Origin of the sequence: Xanthobacter sp. 91, assembly GCF_000702385.1 — a bacterium.
GTDB lineage: Bacteria > Pseudomonadota > Alphaproteobacteria > Rhizobiales > Xanthobacteraceae > Xanthobacter > Xanthobacter aminoxidans.
The window spans coordinates 2,230,672-2,254,848 of sequence record NZ_JNIB01000001.1 but is presented as its reverse complement, the minus strand read 5'-3'; the positions used below and the strand labels follow the sequence as shown (position 1 = coordinate 2,254,848).

20 protein-coding genes, 1 tRNA gene and 1 pseudogene are annotated in these 24,177 nt (G+C 68.7%); 10 read left to right on the top strand and 12 right to left on the bottom strand.

The window, feature by feature from the left end; translation table 11 throughout:
- Positions 1 to 51: 51 nt before the first annotated feature.
- Entirely contained in the window at positions 52 to 1,110 is a 1,059-nt protein-coding gene (gene tsaD / locus A37E_RS0110675; RefSeq protein WP_029556573.1) for a tRNA (adenosine(37)-N6)-threonylcarbamoyltransferase complex transferase subunit TsaD, read from the top strand.
- A 4-nt stretch (positions 1,111 to 1,114) separates the two neighbouring features.
- The gene (locus tag A37E_RS0110670) at positions 1,115 to 2,098 is read left to right on the top strand and encodes an NAD(P)H-dependent glycerol-3-phosphate dehydrogenase (RefSeq protein WP_280938441.1); all 984 of its coding nucleotides are present in this window, start codon (positions 1,115 to 1,117) and stop codon (positions 2,096 to 2,098) included.
- Positions 2,099 to 2,387: 289 nt separating this feature from the next.
- On the opposite strand, the gene A37E_RS0110665 is transcribed toward A37E_RS0110670, so the two are convergent.
- Together A37E_RS0110665 and A37E_RS0110660 are read right to left on the bottom strand one after the other, a co-directional pair.
- Positions 2,388 to 3,137 (bottom strand): YkgJ family cysteine cluster protein, encoded by a 750-nt coding sequence (locus A37E_RS0110665; protein ID WP_197022957.1) that lies wholly within the window; start codon positions 3,135 to 3,137, stop codon positions 2,388 to 2,390.
- A 169-nt stretch (positions 3,138 to 3,306) separates the two neighbouring features.
- Positions 3,307 to 3,606 carry an antibiotic biosynthesis monooxygenase gene (locus tag A37E_RS0110660; RefSeq protein ID WP_029556570.1) on the bottom strand — a complete coding sequence of 100 codons (300 nt, stop codon included), beginning with the start codon at positions 3,604 to 3,606 and terminating at the stop codon, positions 3,307 to 3,309.
- A gap of 151 nt (positions 3,607 to 3,757) precedes the next feature.
- Between A37E_RS0110660 and A37E_RS0110655 the strand changes: the two genes are divergently transcribed.
- On the top strand, positions 3,758 to 4,177 hold the full coding sequence (locus tag A37E_RS0110655; protein WP_029556569.1) for an EVE domain-containing protein: 420 nt from the start codon (positions 3,758 to 3,760) through the stop codon (positions 4,175 to 4,177).
- Positions 4,138 to 4,827 (top strand): methyltransferase, encoded by a 690-nt coding sequence (locus tag A37E_RS0110650; protein ID WP_051678934.1) that lies wholly within the window; start codon positions 4,138 to 4,140, stop codon positions 4,825 to 4,827. Before A37E_RS0110655 ends, A37E_RS0110650 begins: the two co-directional genes overlap by 40 nt.
- Before the next feature lie 229 nt (positions 4,828 to 5,056).
- On the opposite strand, the gene A37E_RS0110645 is transcribed toward A37E_RS0110650, so the two are convergent.
- Entirely contained in the window at positions 5,057 to 5,350 is a 294-nt protein-coding gene (locus A37E_RS0110645) for a metalloregulator ArsR/SmtB family transcription factor (RefSeq protein ID WP_029877678.1), read from the bottom strand.
- A gap of 128 nt (positions 5,351 to 5,478) precedes the next feature.
- Here A37E_RS0110645 and A37E_RS0110640 point away from each other — a divergent pair, with 128 nt between their 5' ends.
- The 4 genes from A37E_RS0110640 (at position 5,479) to A37E_RS0110625 (ending at position 10,241) form a co-directional block, all read left to right on the top strand.
- The gene (locus A37E_RS0110640; RefSeq protein ID WP_024281123.1) at positions 5,479 to 5,682 is read left to right on the top strand and encodes a DUF2892 domain-containing protein; all 204 of its coding nucleotides are present in this window, start codon (positions 5,479 to 5,481) and stop codon (positions 5,680 to 5,682) included.
- A gap of 51 nt (positions 5,683 to 5,733) precedes the next feature.
- Positions 5,734 to 6,774: an efflux RND transporter periplasmic adaptor subunit gene (locus A37E_RS0110635; protein WP_348550878.1), complete on the top strand. Its 1,041-nt coding sequence runs from the start codon at positions 5,734 to 5,736 to the stop codon at positions 6,772 to 6,774.
- Positions 6,775 to 6,776: 2 nt separating this feature from the next.
- Positions 6,777 to 10,067 carry an efflux RND transporter permease subunit gene (locus tag A37E_RS0110630; RefSeq protein ID WP_081837543.1) on the top strand — a complete coding sequence of 1,097 codons (3,291 nt, stop codon included), beginning with the start codon at positions 6,777 to 6,779 and terminating at the stop codon, positions 10,065 to 10,067.
- Positions 10,068 to 10,165: 98 nt separating this feature from the next.
- A tRNA-Ala gene (locus A37E_RS0110625) sits at positions 10,166 to 10,241 on the top strand.
- A 173-nt stretch (positions 10,242 to 10,414) separates the two neighbouring features.
- On the opposite strand, the gene A37E_RS27400 is transcribed toward A37E_RS0110625, so the two are convergent.
- The 3 genes and pseudogenes from A37E_RS27400 to A37E_RS0110620 form a co-directional block, all read right to left on the bottom strand.
- Positions 10,415 to 10,786 (bottom strand): hypothetical protein, encoded by a 372-nt coding sequence (locus tag A37E_RS27400; protein WP_197023083.1) that lies wholly within the window; start codon positions 10,784 to 10,786, stop codon positions 10,415 to 10,417.
- Between the two features lie 7 nt (positions 10,787 to 10,793).
- Positions 10,794 to 11,015, bottom strand: a pseudogene (locus tag A37E_RS27395) (transposase); the annotation flags it as partial.
- Positions 11,016 to 11,044: 29 nt separating this feature from the next.
- Positions 11,045 to 11,941 (bottom strand): LysR family transcriptional regulator, encoded by an 897-nt coding sequence (locus A37E_RS0110620; RefSeq protein ID WP_038192870.1) that lies wholly within the window; start codon positions 11,939 to 11,941, stop codon positions 11,045 to 11,047.
- A 169-nt stretch (positions 11,942 to 12,110) separates the two neighbouring features.
- On the opposite strand from A37E_RS0110620, the gene A37E_RS0110615 reads away from it, so the two are divergent.
- Both A37E_RS0110615 and A37E_RS0110610 read left to right on the top strand, forming a co-directional pair.
- Positions 12,111 to 14,192, top strand: coding sequence for a hydantoinase/oxoprolinase family protein (locus tag A37E_RS0110615; protein WP_029556563.1), 2,082 nt, complete (start codon positions 12,111 to 12,113; stop codon positions 14,190 to 14,192).
- Positions 14,186 to 15,901 (top strand): hydantoinase B/oxoprolinase family protein, encoded by a 1,716-nt coding sequence (locus A37E_RS0110610; RefSeq protein ID WP_051678933.1) that lies wholly within the window; start codon positions 14,186 to 14,188, stop codon positions 15,899 to 15,901. The genes A37E_RS0110615 and A37E_RS0110610 overlap by 7 nt, the downstream gene beginning before the upstream one ends.
- Positions 15,902 to 16,018: 117 nt before the next feature.
- Here the strand turns inward: A37E_RS0110610 and A37E_RS0110605 are convergent, their stop codons facing one another.
- From A37E_RS0110605 to A37E_RS0110580, 6 genes are read right to left on the bottom strand one after another with little or no spacing between them, the layout of a single operon-like run.
- Positions 16,019 to 17,695 carry a hydantoinase B/oxoprolinase family protein gene (locus A37E_RS0110605; RefSeq protein WP_051678932.1) on the bottom strand — a complete coding sequence of 559 codons (1,677 nt, stop codon included), beginning with the start codon at positions 17,693 to 17,695 and terminating at the stop codon, positions 16,019 to 16,021.
- An 11-nt stretch (positions 17,696 to 17,706) separates the two neighbouring features.
- Positions 17,707 to 19,806, bottom strand: a complete 2,100-nt coding sequence (locus A37E_RS0110600; protein WP_029556560.1) for a hydantoinase/oxoprolinase family protein — start codon at positions 19,804 to 19,806, stop codon at positions 17,707 to 17,709.
- 33 nt (positions 19,807 to 19,839) lie between these two features.
- On the bottom strand, positions 19,840 to 20,934 hold the full coding sequence (locus tag A37E_RS0110595; RefSeq protein ID WP_029556559.1) for a DSD1 family PLP-dependent enzyme: 1,095 nt from the start codon (positions 20,932 to 20,934) through the stop codon (positions 19,840 to 19,842).
- Complete coding sequence (locus A37E_RS0110590) at positions 20,931 to 22,343, bottom strand: MmgE/PrpD family protein (RefSeq protein WP_029556558.1); 1,413 nt, start codon at positions 22,341 to 22,343, stop codon at positions 20,931 to 20,933. The genes A37E_RS0110595 and A37E_RS0110590 overlap by 4 nt, the downstream gene beginning before the upstream one ends.
- An 8-nt stretch (positions 22,344 to 22,351) precedes the next feature.
- Positions 22,352 to 23,107 carry an ABC transporter ATP-binding protein gene (locus A37E_RS0110585; protein WP_029556557.1) on the bottom strand — a complete coding sequence of 252 codons (756 nt, stop codon included), beginning with the start codon at positions 23,105 to 23,107 and terminating at the stop codon, positions 22,352 to 22,354.
- A gap of 1 nt (position 23,108) precedes the next feature.
- Positions 23,109 to 24,164, bottom strand: a complete 1,056-nt coding sequence (locus tag A37E_RS0110580) for an ABC transporter substrate-binding protein (protein ID WP_029556556.1) — start codon at positions 24,162 to 24,164, stop codon at positions 23,109 to 23,111.
- Positions 24,165 to 24,177: the final 13 nt, after the last annotated feature.

The window sequence follows — 24,177 nt, the reverse complement described above, 5'->3', positions numbered from 1 at the left end:
GCGCAATGGCGGCGCGCAATAGCCTGGGAGGATGTGAGTTTGCCCGATCTCATGGTGCTCGGCATCGAGACCACGTGCGACGAGACGTCGGCCGCGGTGGTGACGCGCTCGCCCTCGGGCGCGTCGGACATCCGCTCCAACGTCATTCGCTCGCAGGTGGAAATCCATTCGCCCTATGGCGGCGTGGTGCCGGAGATCGCGGCGCGCGCCCATGTGGAGGTGCTGGACCATGTGATCGCCGAGGCCATGCGGCAGGCGGGCGTGGATTATTCCGAGCTTTCCGGCATCGCGGCGGCGGCCGGTCCGGGCCTCATCGGCGGGGTCATCGTCGGCCTCACCACCGCCAAGGCCATCGCGCTGGCGGCGAAGAAGCCGCTGGTGGCGGTGAACCATCTGGAAGCCCACGCCCTCACCGCCCGCCTCACCGATGGCGTCGCCTTCCCCTATCTCCTCCTCCTCGTCTCCGGCGGGCACACCCAGCTTCTCGCCATCGAGGATGTGGGCAAATACACCCGCCTTGGCACCACTTTGGACGATGCGGTGGGCGAGGCCTTCGACAAGGTGGCGAAGATGCTGAGCCTGCCCTATCCGGGCGGCCCGCAGGTGGAAGAGCAGGCCAAGCACGGCTATTCCGCCCGCTTCGCCTTCCCGCGCCCGCTCATGGGGCGGCGCGAGCCCGATTTCTCCCTTTCCGGCCTCAAGACCGCGGTGCGGCTGGAGGCGGACCGCCTCGCCCCGCTCTCGGACGAGGACGTGGCGGATCTGTGCGCCAGCTTCCAGGCGGCAGTGGTGGACCTCATCGCCGACCGCGTGCGCGCCGGCGCCCGCGCCTTCCGCGACCGGCTGGGGCGCGGCCCCACCGCGCTGGTGGTGGCCGGCGGCGTCGCCGCCAACGGCATGATCCGCGAGAGCCTCGCCAAGGTGGCGGCGGAGCTGAACACCCGCTTTGCCATGCCGGCCCCGGTGCTGTGCACCGACAATGGCGCCATGATCGCCTGGGCCGGGGCCGAACGGCTCGCCCGGGGCATCCGGGACCGGCTCGACGTGAGCCCGCGCGCCCGCTGGCCGCTCGATCCGGCGGCCGCCGCCTCCGCCACCGCGCGGGCCTGACACGGTGTCGGGTTCCAGCTTTCGCCGCATCGGCGTGATGGGCGCGGGTGCCTGGGGCACCGCCCTCGCCAATGCCGCCGCCCGCGCCGGCCGCGAGGTGGTGCTGTGGGGGCGCGATGCCGGGGCCATGGCCGACATGGCGGCCATCCGCGAGAACCGGGCGGATTTGCCGGGCATCGCGCTTGATCCCGCCGTCTTCCCCGTCTCCGACCTCGATTTGATCGCCGATTGCGACGCCGTGCTGCTGGTGGTGCCGGCGCAGGCCTGCCGGGAGGCGCTGGGGCATCTCGGCGCCCGCGTGCCGGCGGGACTGCCCGTCATCTGCTGCGCCAAGGGCATCGAGCGCGGCACCCGCGCCTTCATGAGCGAGGTGATCGCCGAGGCCCTGCCCGGCGCCCGCCCCGCCGTGCTCTCCGGCCCGAGCTTCGCCACCGACGTGGCGGCCGGCCTGCCCACGGCGGTGACGCTGGCGGCGGGCGACGGCGCACTGGCGAAGGATCTCGCGCAGGCGCTGGGCTCCTCCACGCTGCGGCTCTACCACTCCACCGACGTGCGCGGCGCCGAGATCGGCGGGGCGGCGAAGAATGTGCTGGCCATTGCCGCCGGCATCGTCGCCGGCCGCCGGCTGGGGGCGAGCGCCGCCGCCGCCCTGGTGGCGCGGGGCTTCGCCGAACTCATGCGCTTCGGCGCCGCCTATGGCGCCCGGCCGGAGACCATCACCGGCCTCTCCGGCCTCGGCGACCTGATCCTCACCACCTCCGGCCCGCAATCGCGCAACTTCGCCTTCGGCCGCGCGCTGGGGGCGGGCGAGGCGGGCGCGGGAAAGCTGGCGGAAGGCGCCTTCACCGCCAGCGTGCTGGTGGAGATGGCGGCGGCCAAGGGCGTGGACGTTCCCGTCAGCGCCGCCGTGGACGCGGTGCTCGCCGGCCGCCTCGGCATCGACGGCGCCATCGAGGCGCTGATGGCCCGGCCGCAAAGGGCGGAGTGAGCGAAAGGGGGAGGCCGGAGCCCGTGCCGCCTCTCACAGCCGTCATCCCCCGGCTCGGTGTTCACGCCGTCATCGCCCCTTCACAAGCGTCATCCCCCGGCTCGTCCGGGGGATCCACCCATCCGCGCGTCCGGTTCTCGCAGGCCGGGCACTCTTCTGGCGGCTCGGTGGATCGCCCGCACAAGGCGGGAGATGACAGGGGGATGAAGTCGCGCGGGCTTTGTTCGCTGCCTTCGCTCAGGCGCCGCGCGGGCTTTATGGGCCGTCTCGCTCAGACGCCGCGCGGGCTTCAGGCCTTCAGCCGGTCGAAGGTGCGGCCCATCTCCTCGCGGCTCACATGAGCGATGATGGCGGGGTCCAGCACATCCTCGCCGGCGCGGAAGGCGGCCTCGGCGTCGGGGTGGGCGAGCGCGATGCGCAGGGCGCCGAGCAGGTCGTAGAGCGCCCACGGCTTGCCGGCATCCCGCAGGGCCGATTGCAGCGCCCCCTGCACCAGCGCCCGCACCGTGCGATGGGATTCGGAGACCGGCACCTCGTCCGCCTCGCCTTCCAGCGCGGCGATGCACGCCTCCGCATCGAAGGAGACGTGGCCGCGGCAGGCCAGCGGGCGCACCGGATAGATCACGCAGATGCCCTCGGCGAGGAACGGGCATTCCCCGCCCAGCGCCATGGTGCCGGAGGCGGCGGGCGCGGTGGCCTGCGCGGCGGCGAGGCGGGCGGGAAGGTCAATGCCCACCTTGCGGAAGCCCTCGGCCATGGTGCGGACATAGCGCGCCACCATCAGCACCTCGGGCATGGTGGCCGCCACCTGGATGCGGCAGCAGGTGCCGCATCCCTTGTGGCAGGCGAGCGGCGGCAGATCCTTCGTCTGTTCCGTTACGTTGTGCTCGTAGCTGGAGAAGGCCTGCATCCAGATGCGGTCGACGAGCGCGGCCGAGCCCGCATGGGCGCCGAGGGTCGCGCCGAACGCGGCATGCTGGGCACGGAAAAAGGCGGCAGGACCATCGGACGCGGGGTCCGTCCCGGAAGCGATCGCCACGGCAAGCCTCCAAAAATGCGTCGCGCCCCAAACGGGCGATCCGGCACGCTGACAAAGGGCATGCGCCGGAGCATTGAGATGGAACAAGCTATGTACGATCGGGAATAGCCGACAAGTCCGGGAAACTGCGTAGGGGTCCCGCCCCCTGCCGGAGGGGGCGGGAACGCGATCAGAAGTAGGTGGCCGTCACGCTGGTGTGCTCCACGGACGGCGGATTGGCGAAGTGGGGGCCGGCGAGGCGGCGCCATTCCTGGAATTCGGGGGAATTGCGGAAGTGGACCATGTGGTCCTCCACGCTGTCCCAGGTGACCACGAGGTAATAGCGCGAGGGCGTCTCCACGCAGCGCTCCAGCGCCATCCCGCGGCAGCCGCGCGACTTCTGGAAATAGGGCGCCGCCTCCTTCGCCGCCGCCTCGAAGGCGGCTTCGGACCCTTCCTTGATGTCGAGCGTGGCAATCTCATAGACCATGGTGCGTTTCCTCGTGGTGCGGCGCCCGTCCGCGCCGCCGGCGGCGGACATTAATCCCTCGGCCGCAACACGCAATCCTTGCCATCATGCCTTGCCAAGCAAGGCCGGAGACGGCACATCCGAACCATCGATTGCGAACGCGAGCATTGCCATGGCCCACTGGCTCTACAAGTCCGAACCCTTCAAATGGTCCTGGGAGATGCAGGTGAAGGCGGGGGCCAAGGGCACCCACTGGGACGGGGTGCGCAACCACCTCGCCAAGCAGCAGATGCTCGCCATGAAGATCGGCGACACCGGCTTCTTCTACCATTCCAACGAGGGCAAGGAGATCGTCGGCATCGTCGAGGTCATCAAGGAGGCCTACCCGGACCCCTCCGACCCCACCGGCAAGTTCGTGATGGTGGACATCAAGGCGGTGAAGCCGCTGAAGACCCCCGTCACCCTCGCCGCCGTGAAGGCCGAGCCGCGCCTTTCCGAGATGGCGCTGATGAAATTCTCCCGCCTCTCGGTGCAGCCGGTGACGGACGAGGAATGGGCCCTCGTGTGCGCCATGGGCGGCATCAAGGGGTGAGCCGCCCCATCACCGACCCGAACGCCTTCATCCGCGCCGAGACGCGCCTGCGCCCGGTGCCGCTGGTGCCGGAAGTCTCGCTGCACGTGGCCGACGAGGCGGTGCCCATCTGGCATCGCACGGAGGAGGAGCTGGGCGAACTCGGCCTGCCGCCGCCCTTCTGGGCCTTCGCCTGGGCCGGCGGGCAGGCCCTCGCCCGGCATGTGCTGGACCATCCAGAGACGGTGCGCGGCAAAAGCGTGCTGGATTTCGCCTCCGGCTCGGGGCTGGTGGGCATCGCTGCCATGAAGGCGGGGGCGACCTCCGTCACCTGCGCCGACATCGACCCCTTCGCGGTGGCGGCCATCGCGCTGAACGGGGCGGCGAACGGCGTCGCCCTCTCCCCCGTGCAGGACGACCACATCGGGCGGGATGACGGCTGGGACACGGTGCTCGCCGGCGACATCGCCTATGAGCGCGATCTTTCGGAGAAGGTGTTCGCCTGGCTCCTCGCCCTCGCCGCGCGCGGCGCCACCGTGCTCATCGGCGATCCCGGCCGCACCTACCTGCCCAAGGACCGGCTGGTAAAGCTCGCGGAATACTCGGTTCCGGTGACGCGGGAGCTGGAGGATATGGAGATCAAGCGCACGGCGGTGTGGCGGCCGGCGTGAATGAGCGCCGTTCCCCGGACAAGCGACGGCGCAGCCGGAGCGCTGATCCGGGGCCCAGCGCAAAAGCACCGCGCAGCGGGCAATGCCCTGGGATGTTCAGGCATGGAAGCGCCTGCGGCGGTCTCTTGCGCTGGGTCCCGGCTCGCCTTCCGCTCCGCTGCAGGCGTCCGGGACGCGAGAGCGGTCTGTGTCCCTCGGCGACGCATCCGGTCCGCGCCGCGCTCTCCCCTCAGCACTCCACCCGGTTCGGGCAGAACGCCTTGTGCAGCGCGGCGATCACCGCCAGCACCTCCTCGCGCGCGATGCGATAGAACACGCTGGTGCCTTCGCGACGTGCCTCCACCAGCCCATCCGACCTCAGCCGCATGAGTTGCTGCGACATGGGCACCTGCTCGATGGCGAGTTCGTCGCGCAGCTGCGCGACGGATTTCTCGCCGTCCACCAGCGCGCACAGAACCAGCAGGCGCTGCGGGTGGGACAGGCTGCGCATCAGTTCGGCGGCCCGCTCCGAAGCGGGGATCATCTCGACAACATTCATAGTCTTGAATTTATGATAATCGAATGTTAGATGCAATGGCAACGCGGGACGCCCCGCACGGAAGGGACGCCCGAAAGAGCGCCTCAACGAAGCAGGATCTCGGGAGCAGGATAATGTCTGTCGATCGCATCGTCATGATGTTTGCGGGTTTCATGGTGCTGGCCTCGCTCGGCCTCGGCCTCACGGTGTCACCCTATTTCTTCTGGCTCACGGCCTTCGTGGGCGCGAACCTGATGCAGGCGTCCGTCACCGGCTTCTGCCCGGCGGCCATCCTCTTGAAGAAGCTGGGCGTGAAGCCCGGCGTCGCCTTCACCTGAACTCCCTGATCTGACCCCCGCCCGGCGCGAGGCCGGGCAGAGAGAGCCACCATGTCCCTGCGCTTCATCCCGCCCGCCGCGGCCTTCGCGGTGGCGATGGCTGCCCTTTTGCCTGCGTATGGCGCCTTCCCCGGCACCGCCCGCGCCGCCGATTTCACCGTGCGCAACGTGGAGGTGCCGGAGCTGAAGGGCGTCTTCGGCGAGGTCAAGAGCCGCACCGTGGTGCCCGCCCGCGCCCGCATCGGCGGCACAGTTCGTTCCGTCACCGTCTCTGAAGGCGACAAGGTGAAGGAGGGCGACGAGATCGCCCTGGTGGTGGACGACAAGAACGCCCTCTCTCTCAATGCCGCCGACGCCAGGATCAAGGAGCTGACCTCCCAGCTCGACAATGCGAAGATCGAACTGGATCGCGCCCAGCAGCTCGTCGCCCGCGGCGTCGCCAGCCAGGCGCGGCTCGATACGGCAAAGACCCAGTTCGATGTCGCCACCAACCAGGTCACGGCCTCGCAGGCCGACCGCGCGGTGGTGCTCCAGCGTGCCCGCGAGGGCGCCGTGATCGCGCCCGCCGACGGCCGCGTCCTCACCGTTCCGGTGACGCCCGGCAGCGTGGTGCTGGCCGGCGACGAGATCGCCCGCGTCGCCTCGGGCCCCTATTACCTCAGGCTCTCCTTGCCGGAGCGTCACGCCGCCTCCATCCGCGAGGGCGGCACGGTGCGCATCGGCGAGCGCGGCATCTCGCAGGACAAGGCCGGCTCTCCCGCCACCGCCCGGCCGGGCCGCATCGTGAAGGTCTATCCGGAGATTTCCGCCGGCCGCGTCATGGCCGACGTGGAGGTGAACGATCTCGGCAACTACTTCGTCAACGAGCGCACGCTGGTGTGGGTGGAGATCGGCAAGCGCGCGGTGCTGGCGGTCCCGGCCGCCCTCATCCGGACCCAGCACGGCATCGATTATGTGACGCTGGCCACCGCAGGCGGGCCGCTCGACGTGCCCGTCATCCTCGGCGAGCGGTTTGCCGGCGATGATGGCGAGCGGGTGGAAATTCTCACCGGCCTCAAGGACGGGGACGTGATCTCCGCGGCGGGGCGCTGACCATGAGCGAGACCTCCCACGGCGTGCCCCATTCGGGCGAGACCCATTCGGGCGAGACCCGCCCCCTCGGCATCGCCGGCGTGCTGACGCGCACCTTCATCGCTTCGCCTTTGACGCCGCTGCTGCTGCTCGCGGCCTTCGCCTTCGGCCTCATCGCGCTCGTCACTTTGCCGCGCGAGGAGGAGCCGCAGATTTCCGTGCCCATGGTGGACATCCGAGTCTCGGCCCAGGGGCTGAAGGCCGAGGATGCGGTGAAGCTCGTCACCGAGCCGCTGGAAACCATCGTCAAGGCCATCGACGGGGTGGAGCACGTCTATTCGCAGACCGAGGACGACGGCGTGGTCGTCACCGCGCGCTTCCTCACCGGCACCAGCCCGGATGCCGCCATCCTGCGCGTGCACGAGAAGGTGCGGGCCAATCTCGACCGCATCCCGGTGGGCATCACCGAGCCGCTGATCGTCGGCCGCTCCATCGACGACGTGGCCATCCTCGTGCTCACCCTCGTGCCCAAGCCCGAAGCCGCGAGCCGCTGGACCGCCAACGACCTCACCCGCGTCGCGCGGGAGCTTCAGGCCGACATCTCCAAGCTGCCCGACATCGGCCTCACCTACATCGTGGGCGAGCAGCCGGAAGAGATCCGCGTCGCGCCCGATCCCGAGCGCCTCTCCCTCTACGGCATCACGCTTGCCCAGTTGCAGGGCAAGCTGGAAGGCGCCAACCGCACCTTCAACACCGGCACCGTGCGCGAGGCCAATGGCCAGCGCACCCTCGTCGCCGGCCAGACGCTGCAGACCCCTTCCGAGATCGGCGGCATCCTCCTCACCTCCCGCGACGGGCGCCCGGTCTATGTGCGCGACGTGGCGAACGTGACCCTCGCCACCCAGCCGGCCGAGCACTACGTCACCCATATCGAGAAGGGGCCGGATGGCCTCACCCGGCGCCCGGCGGTGTCGCTGGCCATCGCCAAGCGCCCCGGCACCAATGCGGTGGTCATCGCCGAGGAGGTGCTCAACCAGATCAAGGCGGCAAACGGCTCCACCCTCCCCGCCGACGTGGAGGTGAAGGTCACCCGCAATTACGGCGAGAGCGCCAACGAGAAGGCCAACGAGCTGCTGCTGCACCTCGGCCTCGCCACCGTCTCCATTGTCGTGCTGGTGGGCTTCGCCATCGGCTGGCGCGAGGCGCTGGTGGTGGCGGTGGTCATCCCCACCACCATCCTGCTCACCCTCTTCGCCGCCCGCCTCATGGGCTACACGCTGAACCGCGTGAGCCTGTTCGCGCTCATCTTCTCCATCGGCATCCTGGTGGACGACGCCATCGTCGTCATCGAGAACATCGCCCGCCACTGGGCCATGAAGGACGGGCGTTCCCGCGCGCAGGGCGCCATCGACGCGGTGGCCGAGGTGGGCAATCCCACCATCGTCGCGACGCTGACCGTGGTGGCGGCGCTGCTTCCCATGCTGTTCGTCTCCGGCATGATGGGCCCCTACATGAGCCCCATCCCGGCCAACGCCTCGGCGGCGATGGTCTTCTCCTTCTTCGTCGCCGTCGTCCTCACCCCCTGGCTGATGCTCAGGATCGCCGGCCGGGCGGGGCACGGTGATGGCGGCACCCATGGCGGCGACCATGGCGAAGCCGCCGACGGCGGCCGGCTGGGGCGCTTCTATGTCAGGGTGGCCCGCCCCATCCTCGCGTCCCGCGCCCGCTCGGGTGCCTTCCTCGCCACCGTGGGGGTGGCGACCCTCGCCTCCCTCAGCCTCTTCTACACCCACGCGGTGACGGTGAAGCTGCTTCCGTTCGACAACAAGACCGAACTGGCCGTCATTCTGGACATGCCGGCTGACACCCCTGTGGAACGCACCGATTCCACCCTGAATGCCATGGTGAACGCGCTCTCGGACCTGCCGGAGTCGGTTTCCTTCCAGACCCATGCCGGCACCGCCGCGCCCTTTAATTTCAACGGTTTGGTGCGCCACTACGGCCTCCGGGCCGCCCCCAAGCAGGGCGACATCCAGATCAACCTGAAGGAGAAGGGCGAGCGCTCCCGCACCAGCCACGAGATCGCGCTCGACGTCCGTAACCGATTGAAATCAATCGCACTTCCGCCGGGCTCGTCACTCAAGGTGGTGGAGCCCCCCCCCGGCCCGCCGGTGCTCGCGACCCTCCTCGCCGAAATCTACGGCCCCGACCCGGACACCCGCCGCGCAGTCGCCCGGAAGGTGCGCCAAGCCTTTGAAAGTGTTCCCTTTATCGTGGACGTGGACGACAGCTTCGGCACCCCCGGGGAGCGCGTCCGCCTGGCCATCGACCAGGACAACCTCGAATTCTACAAGGTGGAACAAGGGGATGTGTACGACGCCATCCGCGGTATCTTCGCCGGCGGCACCCTGGGCTATTCCCACCGCGGCGGCGGCCGGGCGCCGATCCCGATCCGGCTCGAAATGTCAAAGGGAAACAAGGCTGTAGACGAGCGCACCCTGGCGACGCCCGTGCCTGCCAACGCCCTGCCCGGCGGGCGCGGGGTGGTGGAACTGGGCGACGTGGTCCGCGTCGTCCGCGAACCCGCCTCCTTCCCCATCTTCCGCCACAACGGCCGACCCGCCGAGATGGTCACGGCCGACCTCGCCGGCGCCTACGAGGCCCCCGTCTATGGCATGATGGCTGTGTCCAAAGCCTTGGAAAACATGGATTTCGGCGACCTGCCCAAGCCTGTCATCGCCCTCCACGGCCAGCCCTCCGACGAGGCGAAGCCGACCCTCCTGTGGGACGGCGAATGGGAGGTGACGTGGGTGACGTTCCGGGACATGGGCGGCGCCTTCATCGTCGCCATCCTCGGCATCTACATCCTGGTGGTGGCGCAGTTCGGCTCGTTCAAGCTGCCGCTTGTCATCCTGACGCCTATCCCATTGACATTCATAGGAATAATGACCGGCCACTGGCTGTTCGGCGCGCCCTTCTCGGCCACTTCCATGATCGGCTTCATCGCCTTGGCCGGCATCATCGTGCGCAACTCCATCCTGCTCGTGGACTTCATCCGCCACGCCCGCACACCCGGCCGTCCGCTCGAGGAAGTGTTGCTGGAAGCGGGCGCCATCCGGTTCAAGCCCATCCTCCTCACCGCTTTGGCGGCGATGATCGGCGCGGCGGTGATCCTGACGGACCCGATCTTCCAGGGCCTCGCCATCTCCCTGCTGTTCGGCCTCGCCTCGTCCACGGCGTTGACCGTGCTGGTCATCCCGGCCATCTACGTGGTGCTGAGAGGCCAGCGCACGGCCGGACCGAAAGGGATGTGACGCGGAACGGTGGACAGCCGGAAAATCCCGTCCTCGCCGGGATTTTCCCCGCTTGACAGCATGGGGCCCCAAATCATAAATGGCGCCTCCCACGGTTCGGGGCCGTAGCTCAGATGGGAGAGCGCTGCAATCGCACTGCAGAGGTCAGGGGTTCGATTCCCCTCGGCTCCACCAACAAAATTTCATAAACACCTGAAATACAATAAAGAATCCCGGCCGCGAGAAATCGTGCCCTGGCATCTGCCCCAGCACCTGCATTCGCTCGTGGTGGTCCCCGGTAGACACAATCGGGATTTGCTGGAAATGGGCGGGATCGAGCGGGACGGCAGATTGTGTCGGCCAGCGAGCTACGGACGGTTGGAGCGGATAGCCAAGTCTGGTGATCTCGTCGCAGCAATGCGAATTTCCTGCATGGCACTGAAAAGTGTTTCAAACTCGGCCAGTTCCATTGGGTCATAGCTGAGATAATTCCCAGCGTTCCGCACGAGAACGACGTATAAATCTCCGTCACGCCCTTCCTTAAGGCGGAGCGAAATTGTTACGCCCCCACCACCGATTGTGGTGTCAATTTTTTTGACTACACGACCCGTGAAAACCTGCCTTAAGCCGCGAAATAAATTCCACACCATTGTTTGTCCCGCCAAGGTGATCCGAGACCATTCGTTGGACCGCCGGAAGTTGGATTTTCCGGCCTTGCTCACGGCGGTGGGCTGGGGCACCGCCGGAGTTCTGCAACATGATCGGAGGGTTATGGCCGGCGGCCCCACGCAGCCGATCCTCGTCGTAGTCTCTAAGCCAAGCCTCCATCTTTTTCACCGCGTCGGCAAGCGTCAGAAACCAGTGGGTGTTCAGGCATTCACTCCGGAAGCACCCATTGAAGGGATCGATGAACGCGTTGTCGGTGAGCTTTCCTCGCCGGAAGAAATCGAGCGTGACGCCCCTCGCATAGCCTCCTCGCCTTACGGTGCCGCCGATGTTCACCGTGCGTGGCGGATGGCCATCTGGAGGCCGCGCAGGAAGGCGGTGACGGCGCGGGAGCGCTGGCGCGCCTTGAGGGCCAAGATCTGGATGCTGCCGTTCTCCACGGCCGGGTCGGCAATGGGCACGCCCGCCAGCTGGCCCTGCGCCACCGCGGTGCGGCCGGACAGTTCCGCCAGCAGCGCCACCGCCTGCGTGCGCGCGGCGGTGTTCAGGCGCAGCGCCACGGAATCGCTCTCCACCGCCACCCGCGCGGTGACGCCCTGGCGCCGCATGGCCTCGTCGATCAGTCGCCGCGTCGGCGAGCGGGCGGGCGGCAGGATGAGCCGGCAGCCCTCCAGCGCCTCCAGCGCGATGGCGGCATGCGCGGCGAGCGGATGGTCCGGCGCGACGAAAGCCGTCAGCGGCTGGTCCACGGCGGTGAGCACGGCGAGGTCCGGGTCGGGCGGCGGGTTATAGCCGATGCCGATTTCCGCCAGCCCTTCACGCACCAGCCCCTGCACCTGGCAGGTATTGCCGACGCGGACATCGAAGGAGATGTCCGCGTGGCGGGCCTGGAAGCGGGTGATGAGGCCGGGCAGGATGTCCTCCGCCAACGGATCGATGGTGGCGATGCGGATTTCGCCCCGACGTAGCCCCTGCAAGGCGGCGATCTCGTCATGGGCCATGGCGACGGCGGAGAGGGTGTCCCGCGCATGCCGCAGCAGCACGCGCCCGGCCATGGTGGGGGCGATGCCGCGCGGCAGGCGCGACAGCAGCGGCGCGCCGAACGCCTGCTCCAGGTTCTGGATCTGCCGGCTGAGCGCGGACTGCGCCACATGCAGCCCTTCGGCAGCCTCGCGCATGGAGCCGGCCTCCACCACGGCGACGAAATAGCGGAGCGACGTGAGGTTCATGGGCGGGCGCTCGGGCTGGGAGCTGCTGAAAGGTATCTCACTTCGGCATCATGATCGATATCAGATTGCAATTGTGAGATCGATCCCGCCGCCTGCAGATTGTCCCACGACATCAGAACGGGAGTTTCAGGCGCATGCGTTGGATGGCTGGCGACCGGATAGCCTGCTCATGATGATCGGGGTCGACGTGGGCGGAACCTTCACGGACCTCGTGGCGGCCGACCCGCTGAGGGGCCTGCGCTTCGTCAAGACGCCCTCGACGCCGGACGATCCCTCGCGCGGCGTGCTGGACGCGCTGAAACTGCTGGCAGACGAACTGGAACTGACGCTGGATACCCTCCTGCCGGGCATCGAGCTGTTCATCCATGGCACCACGGTGGCCACCAACATCCTGGTGGAGCGGCGCGGTGCGCGCCTCGGGCTCATTACCACCCAGGGCTTTCGCGACCTGCTGGAGCTGCGGGAGGGGGCGCGCGACAACCGCTATGCGCTGCGCACCGCCCCGCCCACGCCGGTCATTCCCCGGCCGTTGCGGCTGGAGGTGCGCGAGCGCGTCGCGCCGGACGGCACAGCCGTGCTGCCGCTCGACCCCGAGAGCCTGGACGCAGCCATCGCCACCCTGCGCGCGGCCGGTGTGGACGGGGTCGTCGTCTGCTTCCTCCATGCCCACCGCCGGCCCGCGCACGAGCAGGCGGTGCGCGCGGCCATCGCCGCCACCGGCTGGGAGCCCTTCATCTCGCTGGGCCACGAGATCCTCGGGCGGGAGGGCGAATATGACCGGCTCTCCACGGCGGTGGTGAACGGCTATGTGGGCCCCGGCCTCAAGACCTATCTGAACCGCCTGTTCGGGCGGCTGACCGAGCGCGGCATCACCGTGCCGGTGCAGGTGATGCAGTCCAACGGCGGTGTGCTGCCGGTCGCCGAGGCCGGCACGCGGGCGGTGGGGGCGGTGACCAGCGGCCCGGCGGGCGGCGCCATGGCCGGCGCACTCTACGCCCGCGCCCTCGGCCTGCCGCAACTGGTGACCTATGACACCGGGGGCACCAGCACCGACATTTGCATCATCCAGGACGGTGTCCCGGTGGAGCGCAACCGCGCCGAGCTGGCGGGCCTGCGCATCGCGGCCCCCGCCATCGAGATCAATCCGCTCGGCATCGGCGGCGGCAGCATCGCCCGCATCGATGCCGGGGGCATGCTGGACATCGGCCCCATGAGCGCCGGCGCCGTGCCCGGCCCGGCCTGCTTCGGCAAGGGCGGCACGCGAGCGACGCTGACCGACGCCAATCTTGTGCTCGGCTTCATCTCCGGCGAGACCTTCCTCGGCGGGCGCATGCGACTAGACGTGGCGGCGGCGCGGGCGGTCATCACGCAGGAGATCGCGGCCCCGCTGGGCATCGGCGTGGACGAGGCCGCCTATGCCATCCACGTGCTCGCCACCTCGCGCATCACCGAGGGTATCCGCCTCGCCACCGTGCGACGCGGCATGGACCCGCGCGATTTCGCGCTGATGTCGTTCGGCGGCGCTGGCGGGCTGCACGCCAATGCGGTCGCGCGCGAGCTGGAGATCCCCACCGCCATCATCCCGGCCATGGCCTCGGTGCTCTCCGCGCTGGGGTTCCTTGCGGCGGACGTGCGGCAGGATCTCCAGCAGACTGTCAACGCGCCCATCCGTGACCTGCACGACGGCCGGCTGGCGCAGGTGTTCGGCGCTCTGGAAGTCGAGGGCCGCGCGGCGCTGGAGACATCTCGCAGTCGTGGCGGCCATGCAGGCGACATCCATGTGCGCCGCTTCGCCGACTGCCGCTACGAGCGGCAGGTGCACACAATCCCGGTGCCGCTCGAGCCGGACGACACCGCGGCCGATCTCGAACGGCGCTTCGTCGCGACCTATGAGGACCTCTACCACCACACCCATCTCGGCGAGCCGGGCATCGTGGAGACCTGCCGCGTCGCGGTGTTCAACACGCTGCCCAAGCTCGCCCTGCCCGTGCTCGACGCGGCACCGGCGGGCGGCGTGGACTGCGCGGCGGCACGCACCGGGGAACGCCGCATCTTCATTGGCGCGGCGGTGATGGCGCCGGTCTATTGGTTCGAGGAGATCCGCCGCGGCATGGTCATCGCCGGGCCGGCGCTGATCGATTCCGCGGCCACCTCGGTCCTGGTGTTGCCGGGCAGCACCGCCACCCTCGATGCCACCGGCAGCCTCTGCCTATCCGACGCCGCCGCCCCCGCGGGAGACCGGGCATGCTGAACCCTCTGACCCTGGCGGTGGTCCGCCACAAGCTGAAGGCGGTGACGGAGGAGATGGTGGAGACGATGACGCATACGTGCTTCTCGCCCATCCTCAACCAGAATCAGGATTTCTCCGCCGTCCTGCTGTCCTCCGACATCCAGACCGTCTCACAGGCCGAGCGCGTGCCCATCCACATGGGCGCCATGCCGCTGGCGGTCCGGCTGATGGCGGAGGCCTTCGAGGACGACCTCGCCGACGGCGACATCCTGATGGCCAATGACCCGTTTTGGGGCGGCAGCCATCTGCCGGACGTGACGCTGGCCATGCCCTTCTTCCAGGGCGGAAGGCTTCGCTTCTGGGTGGCGCTCAGGGCCCACCAGGGCGACATCGGCGGCCTGTCGGCGGGCGGCTACAGCGCCGCCGCCCGCGAGATCTGGCACGAGGGGCTGCGCATCCCGCCGGTGAAGCTGGCGGCGCGCGGCGGCGTGCGCCGCGACGTGCTGCGGATGGTGGCCAGCAATTCCCGCCGGCCGGAGGACCTGGAAGGCGACCTGATGGCGCAGCTCGCGGCCGTAAAGGCCGGCGCGGCGCGGCTGGAAGAGCTGTTCCGGCGCTATGACGCCGAGGAAATCGAGGCCTGCGTCTGCGCGGTGCTGGACGGCGGCGAGGCGATCATGCGGCAGATGCTGCGCGGCTGTCGCCAGGGCCGGTACGAGGGGCGCAGCTGCATGGAATACGAGCCGGCGCCCGGCCACCTGCTGCCCATTCCCGTCATCGTCACCCTGGAGGACGGGCGCGCGGTGGTGGACCTGACTCAATGCCCCGACCAGGTGCCGGCCTTCATCAACAGCCCCTATGCCAACACCCGCGCGGCGGTGATGGTGGCCTTCCTCTATTTCAGCGGCGATGAGCAGGGCCTCAATGACGGCGGCGCCCGCGCCATCGAGATCCGCACCCGGCCCGGCAGCCTCCTGGACCCGGTGCTACCCGCCCCCGTGGGGGCCTGCACCTCCTCCACCGCCTGCGCGCTCATCGAGGCGGTGCTCCAGGCGCTGGGGGGCGCCGATCCGGAGCGAGCCATCGGCGGCTTCGCCCGCCGCTTCCGCTTCGCCTTGGCCGGCGCGGACCGGCAGGGGCGGCCCTTCATCTGGCACTATTTCTTCAACAAGGGCGGCACCGGCGGCAATCGCGATCACGACGGCTGGCCCAACCTCGGCGGCCTGCACAATCCCGGCGGCACGCCCTCGCCCTCCATCGAGCGCACCGAGGCCTCCTATCCGCTGGTGGTGGAGGAATATGCCCTGGCGCCCGACACCGGCGGCGCCGGGCAGCAGCGCGGCGGCCTCGGCGGGCTGATGCGGCTGCGCTATGACGGCACCACGCCGGCGGTGCTCAACGCCTCGGGCGAGGGCGTGCTGGTGCCGCCCTTCGGTACCGGCGGTGGCGCGGACGGGGCAGGCCACGACTACCGTATTGCCCAAGCCAACAGCGGTGAGCGCCGTCTGGGCGTGCACGACAGCGGCGTGGTGCTGGAGCCAGGGGCCTGCCTCGTGTGCACCTCGGCGGGTGGCGGCGGCTATGGCGACCCCCGCTCCCGTGATCGTGACGCGGTGCGCCGCGATGTGGCGTTCGGTTATGTCAGCGCTGCCGCGGCGCGCGCGGTCTATGGGCTGGAGGACGCGCCAGAACCGCCCGACCGCAGAGATTCGGTGCACCGGACGTCCTGATGTTCAATCGCCGCCATCCCTACCCAGGCCAAGGGATCAACACAGCTCGCAAAAGAGGGGCGCCACGCCGCGGCGACTGATGCGGCGCCGCAGCCTTTTATCTGACGTTTCGGGCCATCAGGCGTTCGGTGCGGAAGCCCCTTCGGGATAGGTCTTCCGCACGTATTCGGCGGTGAGCTTTTCCTGGTGCAGATCTTCGGCGATCCGCGCCACATCGCGTGCGGCCGGCTCGCCGTAGCCGCCGGCCCCCGCCATCTCGAAGCGCAGGACGTCGCCGCTCTTGAACCGGCGGGTGAATTTGGACGGCAGCGGCTGGGCATCCGGGCCGGGGTTCAGGATGGACTTGGCGCCCGCGCCCGGTCCCCCTCCGAACAGGCCCCAGGGCTGGGAGTTGAAGCGGTCGGAGCGCACCTGCACCTGCACATCGTCCACCAGCAGCCGATACTGCCGCACCATGCCCAGAGCGCCGCGATACTGGCCGGCACCACCGGTGTCGGGGAGGAAGGCATATTCCTCGATGCGCAGGGGATGCTCGGCCTCGATCAGTTCCACCGGCACATTGGCGAGGTTGCCGATGCAGTAGGGTCCGGCATCCTGGCCATCGCTGTCGGGACCGCCACCGAGGCCGGTGTTGTTGTGGAACTCCAGATGCAGGAAACGGCGTCCCGCCGCATCGTTGCCCGAGGCTGCGATGGCGAATTCCGAGCCGCCGGCGCAGGCCGGCAGGCGGCCCGGCAGCAAGGTGGCGAGCGCGCCCAGCACGATGGAGCGCAGGCGGAAGCCCACCTGGCCGCGTGAGCCCACCGCCGCGGGATAGCGCACGTCCACGAAGGTGCCCGGCCGGGTCTTGACCGTGATGGCGCGGTAAAGACCGGCATTGTTGGGAATGGACGCGCCGAGCACGGTGCGGATGGCGGCATAGACGCAGGAGACGGTGAAGGCGCGGTTGCAATGGACGGCGCCGCCCTTGTCGTCGTCGGTGCCGGTGAGGTCGGCCTCGATCTCGCTGCCAGTCTTGGTGAGCTTCAGGTGGATGCGGATCGGGCCGTTGCCGACGCCGTCGTCATCATTCCACTCCACGAACTCCACGGAACCGTTCGGCAGCGCCGCAAGATCGGCGCGGGTAAGCGTCTCGGCATAGTCGATGAGGTCGTCCAGATAGGCATCGAGGACATCCGGATCCCAGGTGGCGGCGAGCTTTTCCACTTCGGCCGCGGCCTGGTCGAGGGCGGCGAGCTGCGCCCGCACGTCGCCCATCACCCGGTCCGGCACGCGGGTGTTGAACTCGATGATGCGCATGAGCGTCTCGTTGGGCTTGCCCGCCTCGACGATCTTCAGCGGGGGAATGCGCAGTCCCTCCTCGAAGATCTCCATGCTGTCGGCGGCGTTACCGCCGGGCACCCGGCCACCGAGGTCCGAATGGTGCAGGATCAGGCTCACGAAGGCGATGCGCCGGCCCTTCACATAGACCGGCTTGAAGGTGAAGATGTCGTTGAGGTGGCTGCATCCCGAATAGGGATCGTTGCTGGCCAGCACGTCGCCTTCGCGCACATCCTCGCCGAAATGGGCGAGGCAGGCGTCCAACGCCGGCATCACCACGCCCAGGTGCACCGGCACGGCGAGCCCCTGCGCCACCAGCCGGCCCCGGCCGTCGCAGATGGCGGCGGAGAAATCCATGCTGTTCTTGACGTTGGAGGTGCGCGCCGTACGCGTGACCATCACCAGCGCGTTGTCGGCGGTGGTGATGAGGGCGTTCTTCAAGAGTTCGCGGCGGACGGGATCGATGATCGTCATGTCAGGCTCCCTCACGCTGCGCTGCGTGTGACGAGGACGTTGTTCCAGCTGTCGAGGGCTGCGCTCCAGCCGGGCAGGACGACGATGGTGGTGTCGTATTCCTCGACGATCAGCGGCCCGGACATGGCGCCGGCGGCCAGTGCCGCACGCGGTACCACGGGTGTATCGAACCAACCCTCCGGGCCGAAATAGGCGCGACGCACGTGGGCGGTGGCCGTCTTCTCGGCGCTGCGCCGGGCCTGGTCGGGCATGCGCGGATGCTCGGGCACGCCACGGCACACCAATTTGAGCGAGACGAACTGGATCGGCTCATGCGGCGAAGCATAGCCGAACACGCCGGCATGCTCGGTATGGAAGGCGGCCGCCAGCTTCTCCAAAGCGTCGGCGCCATCCGGCACCGGCAGGGTCAAGGGCGTCGTCTGGCCCATGTAGCGCAGATCCGCGAACAGGCTGACGCTCTGCCGTTCCGGCATGGCGAAGCCTTCGGCGCGGAGCATCTCCAGGCCACGGGCGCGCAAGGGCGCAAAGGCCTCCTCCAGGCGCGTCAGGTCCGTCTCGTCCAGGCGGCGATAGAAGGCCTGGACCAACTGGTGCTCCACGTCGGCAAACAACATGCCCAGCGCGCTGAACAGCCCGGCCACGGGCGGCACCACGATGTGGGTCATGCCCGCCGCCTGGGCCAGCGAGCAGGCATGCACAGGCCCGTTGCCGCCGATGGCCAGCATGGCGTATTGCGCCGGATCGCGGCCCTTCTCGGAGGAGACGCCGCGCAAGGCGCGCAGCATGGTCGCGTCGGCAATGGCGTGGATGCCGTAGGCGGTCTCAATGGCCGGAAGGCCGACCCTCTCGCCCAGCGCGGCGATGGCGGCGCGGGCGCCGTCCATGTCCAGCTTCAGCTCGCCGCTGACCAAGGCATGCGGGTTGAGATAGCCCAGCACCAGATTGGCGTCGGTCACGGTGGGGCTGGTGCCACCGCGCCCGTAGGCGACCGGGCCGGGCTCGGCCCCGGCGCTGCGCGGACCGACCAGCAGGCCGCCGGCCGCATCGCTGGCGGCGATCGAGCCGCCGCCGGCGCCCACCTCGGCGATGTCGATGGTGGGCACTTGCACCGGATAGCCGGCGCCCTTGATCATGCGCGTGCCCAGCGCCGCGCCACCGCCCACTTCGGTCTCCGGGCACAGCGAGAAGGCGTGCTTTTCGATGACGGTGGCCTTGGCGGTGGTGCCGCCCATGTCGAACACCAGCATGTCGCCGATGCCGATCTTCACCCCCAGGCGCTGGCCGCCCAGCACGCCGGCGGCCGGTCCGCTCTCGATGATGTCGATGGGCTGGCGGGCCACCACGTCGCCGGGCGAGATGCCGCCCGAGGACTGCATGATCATCAACGGGGCCCGGATGCCGAGGCGATCGAGCCGGGCCTTGAGGGCCGAGACATAACGCTCCACCACCGGGCGGATGTAGGAGTTCACCACCGTGGTGGAGGTGCGCTCATATTCGCCCAGCTGCGGCAGCAGGTCGATCGAGGCGGTCACCGGAACACCCGGCAGAAATTGGCGCAGCATCTCGGCGGCGCGGCGCTCATGCGCGGCATTGGCGTAGGAATTGATGAAGGTCACCGAGATTGCCTCGACACCTTCCGCCGCGAACACCTTGGCGGCCGCGGTCGTCGCGACCTCGTCGAGAGCGGTGATGACGCTGCCGTCGGCGGCGATGCGCTCGTCCACCTCCAGGCGCAGGTGGCGATCCACCAGCGGGGCGGGCTTCTTGTAGGTCATGTCATAGAGCTTGGGGGTGCGGAAGCGGCCGATCTCCAGCACGTCGCGGAAGCCGCGCGTGGTGAGGAGGCCGACCTTGGCGCCCTTGCGCTCGATGATGGTGTTGGTTGCCACTGTGGTGGCGTGGACGAACTCGCGGATCTGCGACGCGGCGATGTTCAGCTCGGCCAGCAGCGCCGAGACGCCGGTCTCGATGCCCTCGCTATAATCGAGGGGGGTGGACAACACCTTCTTGCTGAAGATGGAGCCATCGGCGCTCATCAGCACCACGTCGGTGAAGGTGCCGCCGATATCGACGCCGAGACGATAGGACGGGTCTGCCGCTGCGCGTGTCATACAAGTCTCTGATGCTGGTTGGGGGATGGCGCGTCAGCGCAGGCGCGCGGCCCGTGGAATGCGCCAGATGTGCGCGATCTGCCCGGCTCGCAGGGCATGGATCTCGTCATGGAGGTGGACGGTGGTGTCGGCATAGCCGACCACCACCCGGATGCGGTCGCCGACGCGCGGCTCCTCGCTCGGCCCCTGCAATTCGATCTTGCCGTGCTCGGCGGAAAACCCCACCGAGGCGACCGGCGGCAAATCCAGCGGAAGCGGCATGCCGGCATCCGTGCTCATGGCCTTCTTGCCGGCATCGCAGATCACCCGCTGCGGCGTCGGCCGGCTGGTGACGGTGGAGAGCACGGTCAGCCCGTAGTCCAGCGGCACATTGTAGATGGTGCGGTAGCGCACATCACCGAAGATGCCGCCGCCAGCCTGGATCTCGGTTACGCCGGGAATGCCGGCGGAGGTTTCGAACGTACCGGTGCCGCCGCAGCTGACGATGGCAATGGGAAAGCCCGCCGCGCGGCACAGGTCGGCGCTGCGCACCAGATCGCCCACCGCCTGCGCGATGGCGGCGCGCTTCTCGGCAGGGTCGCGAATGCGGGTGGTGTGACCCTCCCAGGTCATCACGCCGGCCAGCTCCAGTCCGGGATGGGACGCGATGATGCGCGCCAATTCAACCACCGGCGCGCCGGGCAGCACCCCGGCGCGCCGCGTGCCCGTATCCACTTCGATGAGCACGCGCAGCCGCATGCCGGCGGTCTGTGCGGCTGCGGCCAAGGCGGCCACATTGTCCGGTCCGTCCACCGCCACGGCCACATCCACCTGCTGGCGCAGGGCCATCAGCCGGGCGATCTTGAGCGGGCCGGCGATCTGGTTGGCGATGAGGATGTCGGTGATACCCGCCTCCGCCATCGCCTCGGCCTCCGACAGCTTGGCGCAGGTGACGCCGATGGCGCCGGCGGCGATCTGCAGCCGGGCGATGTCGGGCGACTTGTGCGACTTGCAATGGGGCCGCCAGCCGACGCCGGCCTGCTGGCAACGCGCGATGATGCGCGCCATGTTGGCTTCCATCACGTCGACGTCCACCAGCAGGGCCGGCGTATCGATCCCGTCGAGCGGGGTGAGAGCGTGCGGCGTCATGCGGCGCGCCCGTTCTGGCGGCACCTGAGGAACAATGCGATGAGATCACGCGTCGTCGGCGCCTCGTCCAGCCGCATCACCTGTTCTTGAAGCGCAGTCGCGTCATCCGGTGCCGTACCGAAGCCGTGCTCCAGGCAGGCGCGGAATTTCGCGAACACTTCCTCTTCGCTCATCGGCTCGTCGGGTGCGCCCTTCATGGTCCAGCGGGTGCGCTCCAGGGTGCGGCCATCCTTCAGATGCAGCCGCACGCGGGCCGGGGGGACGGCGGTGGGCTCCATGTCGGCGGCGGCGATGGTCTCGAACAGCGAGCCGAAGGCCACATCCGGTGCGCGGATGCGACCGGGCGTGAAAGTGGGGATGGTCACCTTGCCGTCGGTAAGTGCGGCGGCGAAGGCATAGGCCGCATTGAACTGGGCGTGGACCACCGGATTGTGGTGGTCCTGGTCGAACGGCGAACCGACGATCTGGCGGTTCACCTCGCTGAGCTCGATAGTGCCTGAAGCGATGTGGGCGCCGGTGATGCCTTCTGCACGGTAATCGAGCGCGATCTGGATGACCGTGTGGACGCAGCGGCAGCACGGATAGGGCTTCATGCTGAGTTCGCGTACGCGCCAGATTTCACCGATCCCGTCGGAGAGGATCTCGGGCCGCACCTCGCCGCGCTCGTAGAGCTCGAACAGGCCCGCCTTGCCCTCTAGGAAGCGCCAGGGGCCGGTGACGCCGTGCCGGGCCATCTGCGCCGCCAGCACGCCGGACCGGGCGGCGAAGCCCGGTCCGATGCGCTTGGCGAGCGCGCCGTCGGCAATGAACTGCGTCGTGCCGCTCAACTGCACGAAGGCCAGCGCCATGGCGTGCAGCGTCTTTTCGGCGTCGAGCTTGTACAGCTTGGCGACGGCGGCGGCGGCGGAGATGGTGCCCAGGGCCGTGGTGGGATGCCAGCCCTTGCCCAGCGAATTGTAGCAGGCCAGGCCCAGCCGGCAGAACACCTCGACACCCACCGCGATCGCGGCGAGGGCGTCCTTCCCGCTGATCTTCCGCTCAGCTTCCAACGCGGCCAGAACCGCCGGCAGCACCACACAGAACACGTGGACGCGGGCCGGGTCGTGCTGGTCGTCGAAATCCAGGCTGTGCGCGGCCGCACCATTGGCCAGCGCCGCGGTGACCGGATTGGCCATGCGCCCGCTCAGCAGCAGCGTGGACGTGCCATTCGCTTCCCATTCGGTCAGCGCCGCCTGCAACTCCGCCATGCCGGGAGCCTTGGCGGCACCGCCGATCACGCCCAGCGTATCCAGAGTGAACAGCTTGGTGAGCTGCACCACGTCCGGCGGCAGGTCCTCGAAGCTAAGGCGCGCGAGATCGTCAGCGAGTCGTCTGCCGATGTCCGGTGTGCCGGGGGTGTGCATGCTCATGATATCGCTCAGGCCTTGATGTCGTGGCGAAGCAGGTCCGAGATCTCGCGGCGCAGCTCCAGGAATTCCGGGGCGAGCTTCATGTCTTCCCTGCGGGGACGCTCGAAGGGAACGGTGATCTCCTTCAGCACATGCGCCGGGCGCTTGCTGAAAACGAGGATGCGGTCGGCGAGATAGAGCGCCTCCTCGATGCCGTGGGTGACGAACAGCACCATCTTGCGCTCGGCTTCCCAGATGCGGACCAGTTCATCCTGGAGGATGTCGCGGGTCTGGACGTCGAGGGCGCCGAACGGCTCGTCCATGAGCAGCAAGGAGGGCTGGATGCAGAAGGCGCGGGCGATGCCCACCCGCTGCTGCATGCCGCCCGACAATTGATGGGGCCATTTGTCGGCGGCGCCGTCGAGACCGACCATGTGCAGATAATGCATGGCGCGGCGTGTGCGCTCGGCCTTGGAGACGCCCATCACCTCCAGCCCGAAGGCCACGTTCTCCAGCGCCGTGCGCCAGGGGAACAGATCCGATCCCTGGAACACCATGCCGCGTCCGCTGCCGGTCCTGCCGGTGATGTCCTTGCCGTCCAGCACGACACGGCCGGAATCGGCGCTGACCAGGCCGTTGATGATCTGCAGCAGGGTGGACTTGCCGCAGCCCGAGGGGCCGAGGAGGGCGACGAACTCGCCCTCCCGGACCTCCAGCGACTGGTCCACCAGCACCGGCAAGCCGGCGAACGACTTCGAGATGTTCGAGACCGTGAGATGTGCCATGTCAGGCGAGCTCTTTGATCGCCTGTTCGAGATAGGTGCGGTCGATCAGCTTGTTGAGGTCCACCGTGCCGTTCAGCGCACCGGCCGCCTTGTAGACCGGGATCACCTTGGCGACGTCGTCGGGGGTCAGCGTCTCCATCTTCGGCGGGAAGGCCTTGATGTCCTCGGTGAGCGTCTTCCAGATCGGCTTGAGGAAATCGTCACCTGCCGCCTTCAGCTCCTTCGAGGAGGCGTACTGGCCGACCTGCGCCTTGTACCAGGCATAGTCCGCATCGGTGCTGCGGAAGGAGGTCAGGACGGCCTTCAGCAGCGCCACGGCGGCGAGCTTGTTCTCATCCTTCTGGAGCCAGGCGCCGGTGGTCATGATGACCGCGCTGAACCAGTTGGGATATTCCTGCCACGGGCGCACCAGGATCTGGTAGTTGCCCCGCTCCTTCAGTTGCGCGGCCTGCTCGATATGCATGGGCACCGCATCGACGCGACCGGCGAGCAACGCGCGGGCGCGGTCGCCGGAACTGCCCATCTCGATGAAATTGACCTTCTTGGGATCGATGTTGCGCTTCTGCAGGACGCCGATCAGCATCACGTACATGAAATCGCCGATGGAATTGACGGCGATGGTGCCGCCGTTGGCGGCGATTTCTTCCAGGCTCTTGGTCTTGTCGGCATTGACCACGATCACCTGGGAGGTGTTGCTGTAGGACAGGCCGATGATCTTGAGGTCCGCACCGGCCTCCGCGGCGGCGAGGGTAGACGCCACGTCGGCGTCGCCGATGTCCGCGGAGCCGGCGATCACCTCCTGGGCGATCTGCGGGATCTTGGCGGTGGGGCGCACCTCGGCGTCAGCGAAACCGCTGATCTTGCCGAGCTGCATGCGCAGCGCCGCCTGCATGGGCACGTTCACAGCGGCGGCGGAGGCCAAGGTGTTGACCTTGAGCACGCGGGGAGCAGCCGCGAAAGCCTGGGACACCGGGCCGAGGGTCAGGATGCCACCAAGGGCGGCGCCGGCGGAAAGGCTGGTGCGCAAGAGGTCACGTCGGCTGAGCATATCGAACATGGAAGGTCCCCTT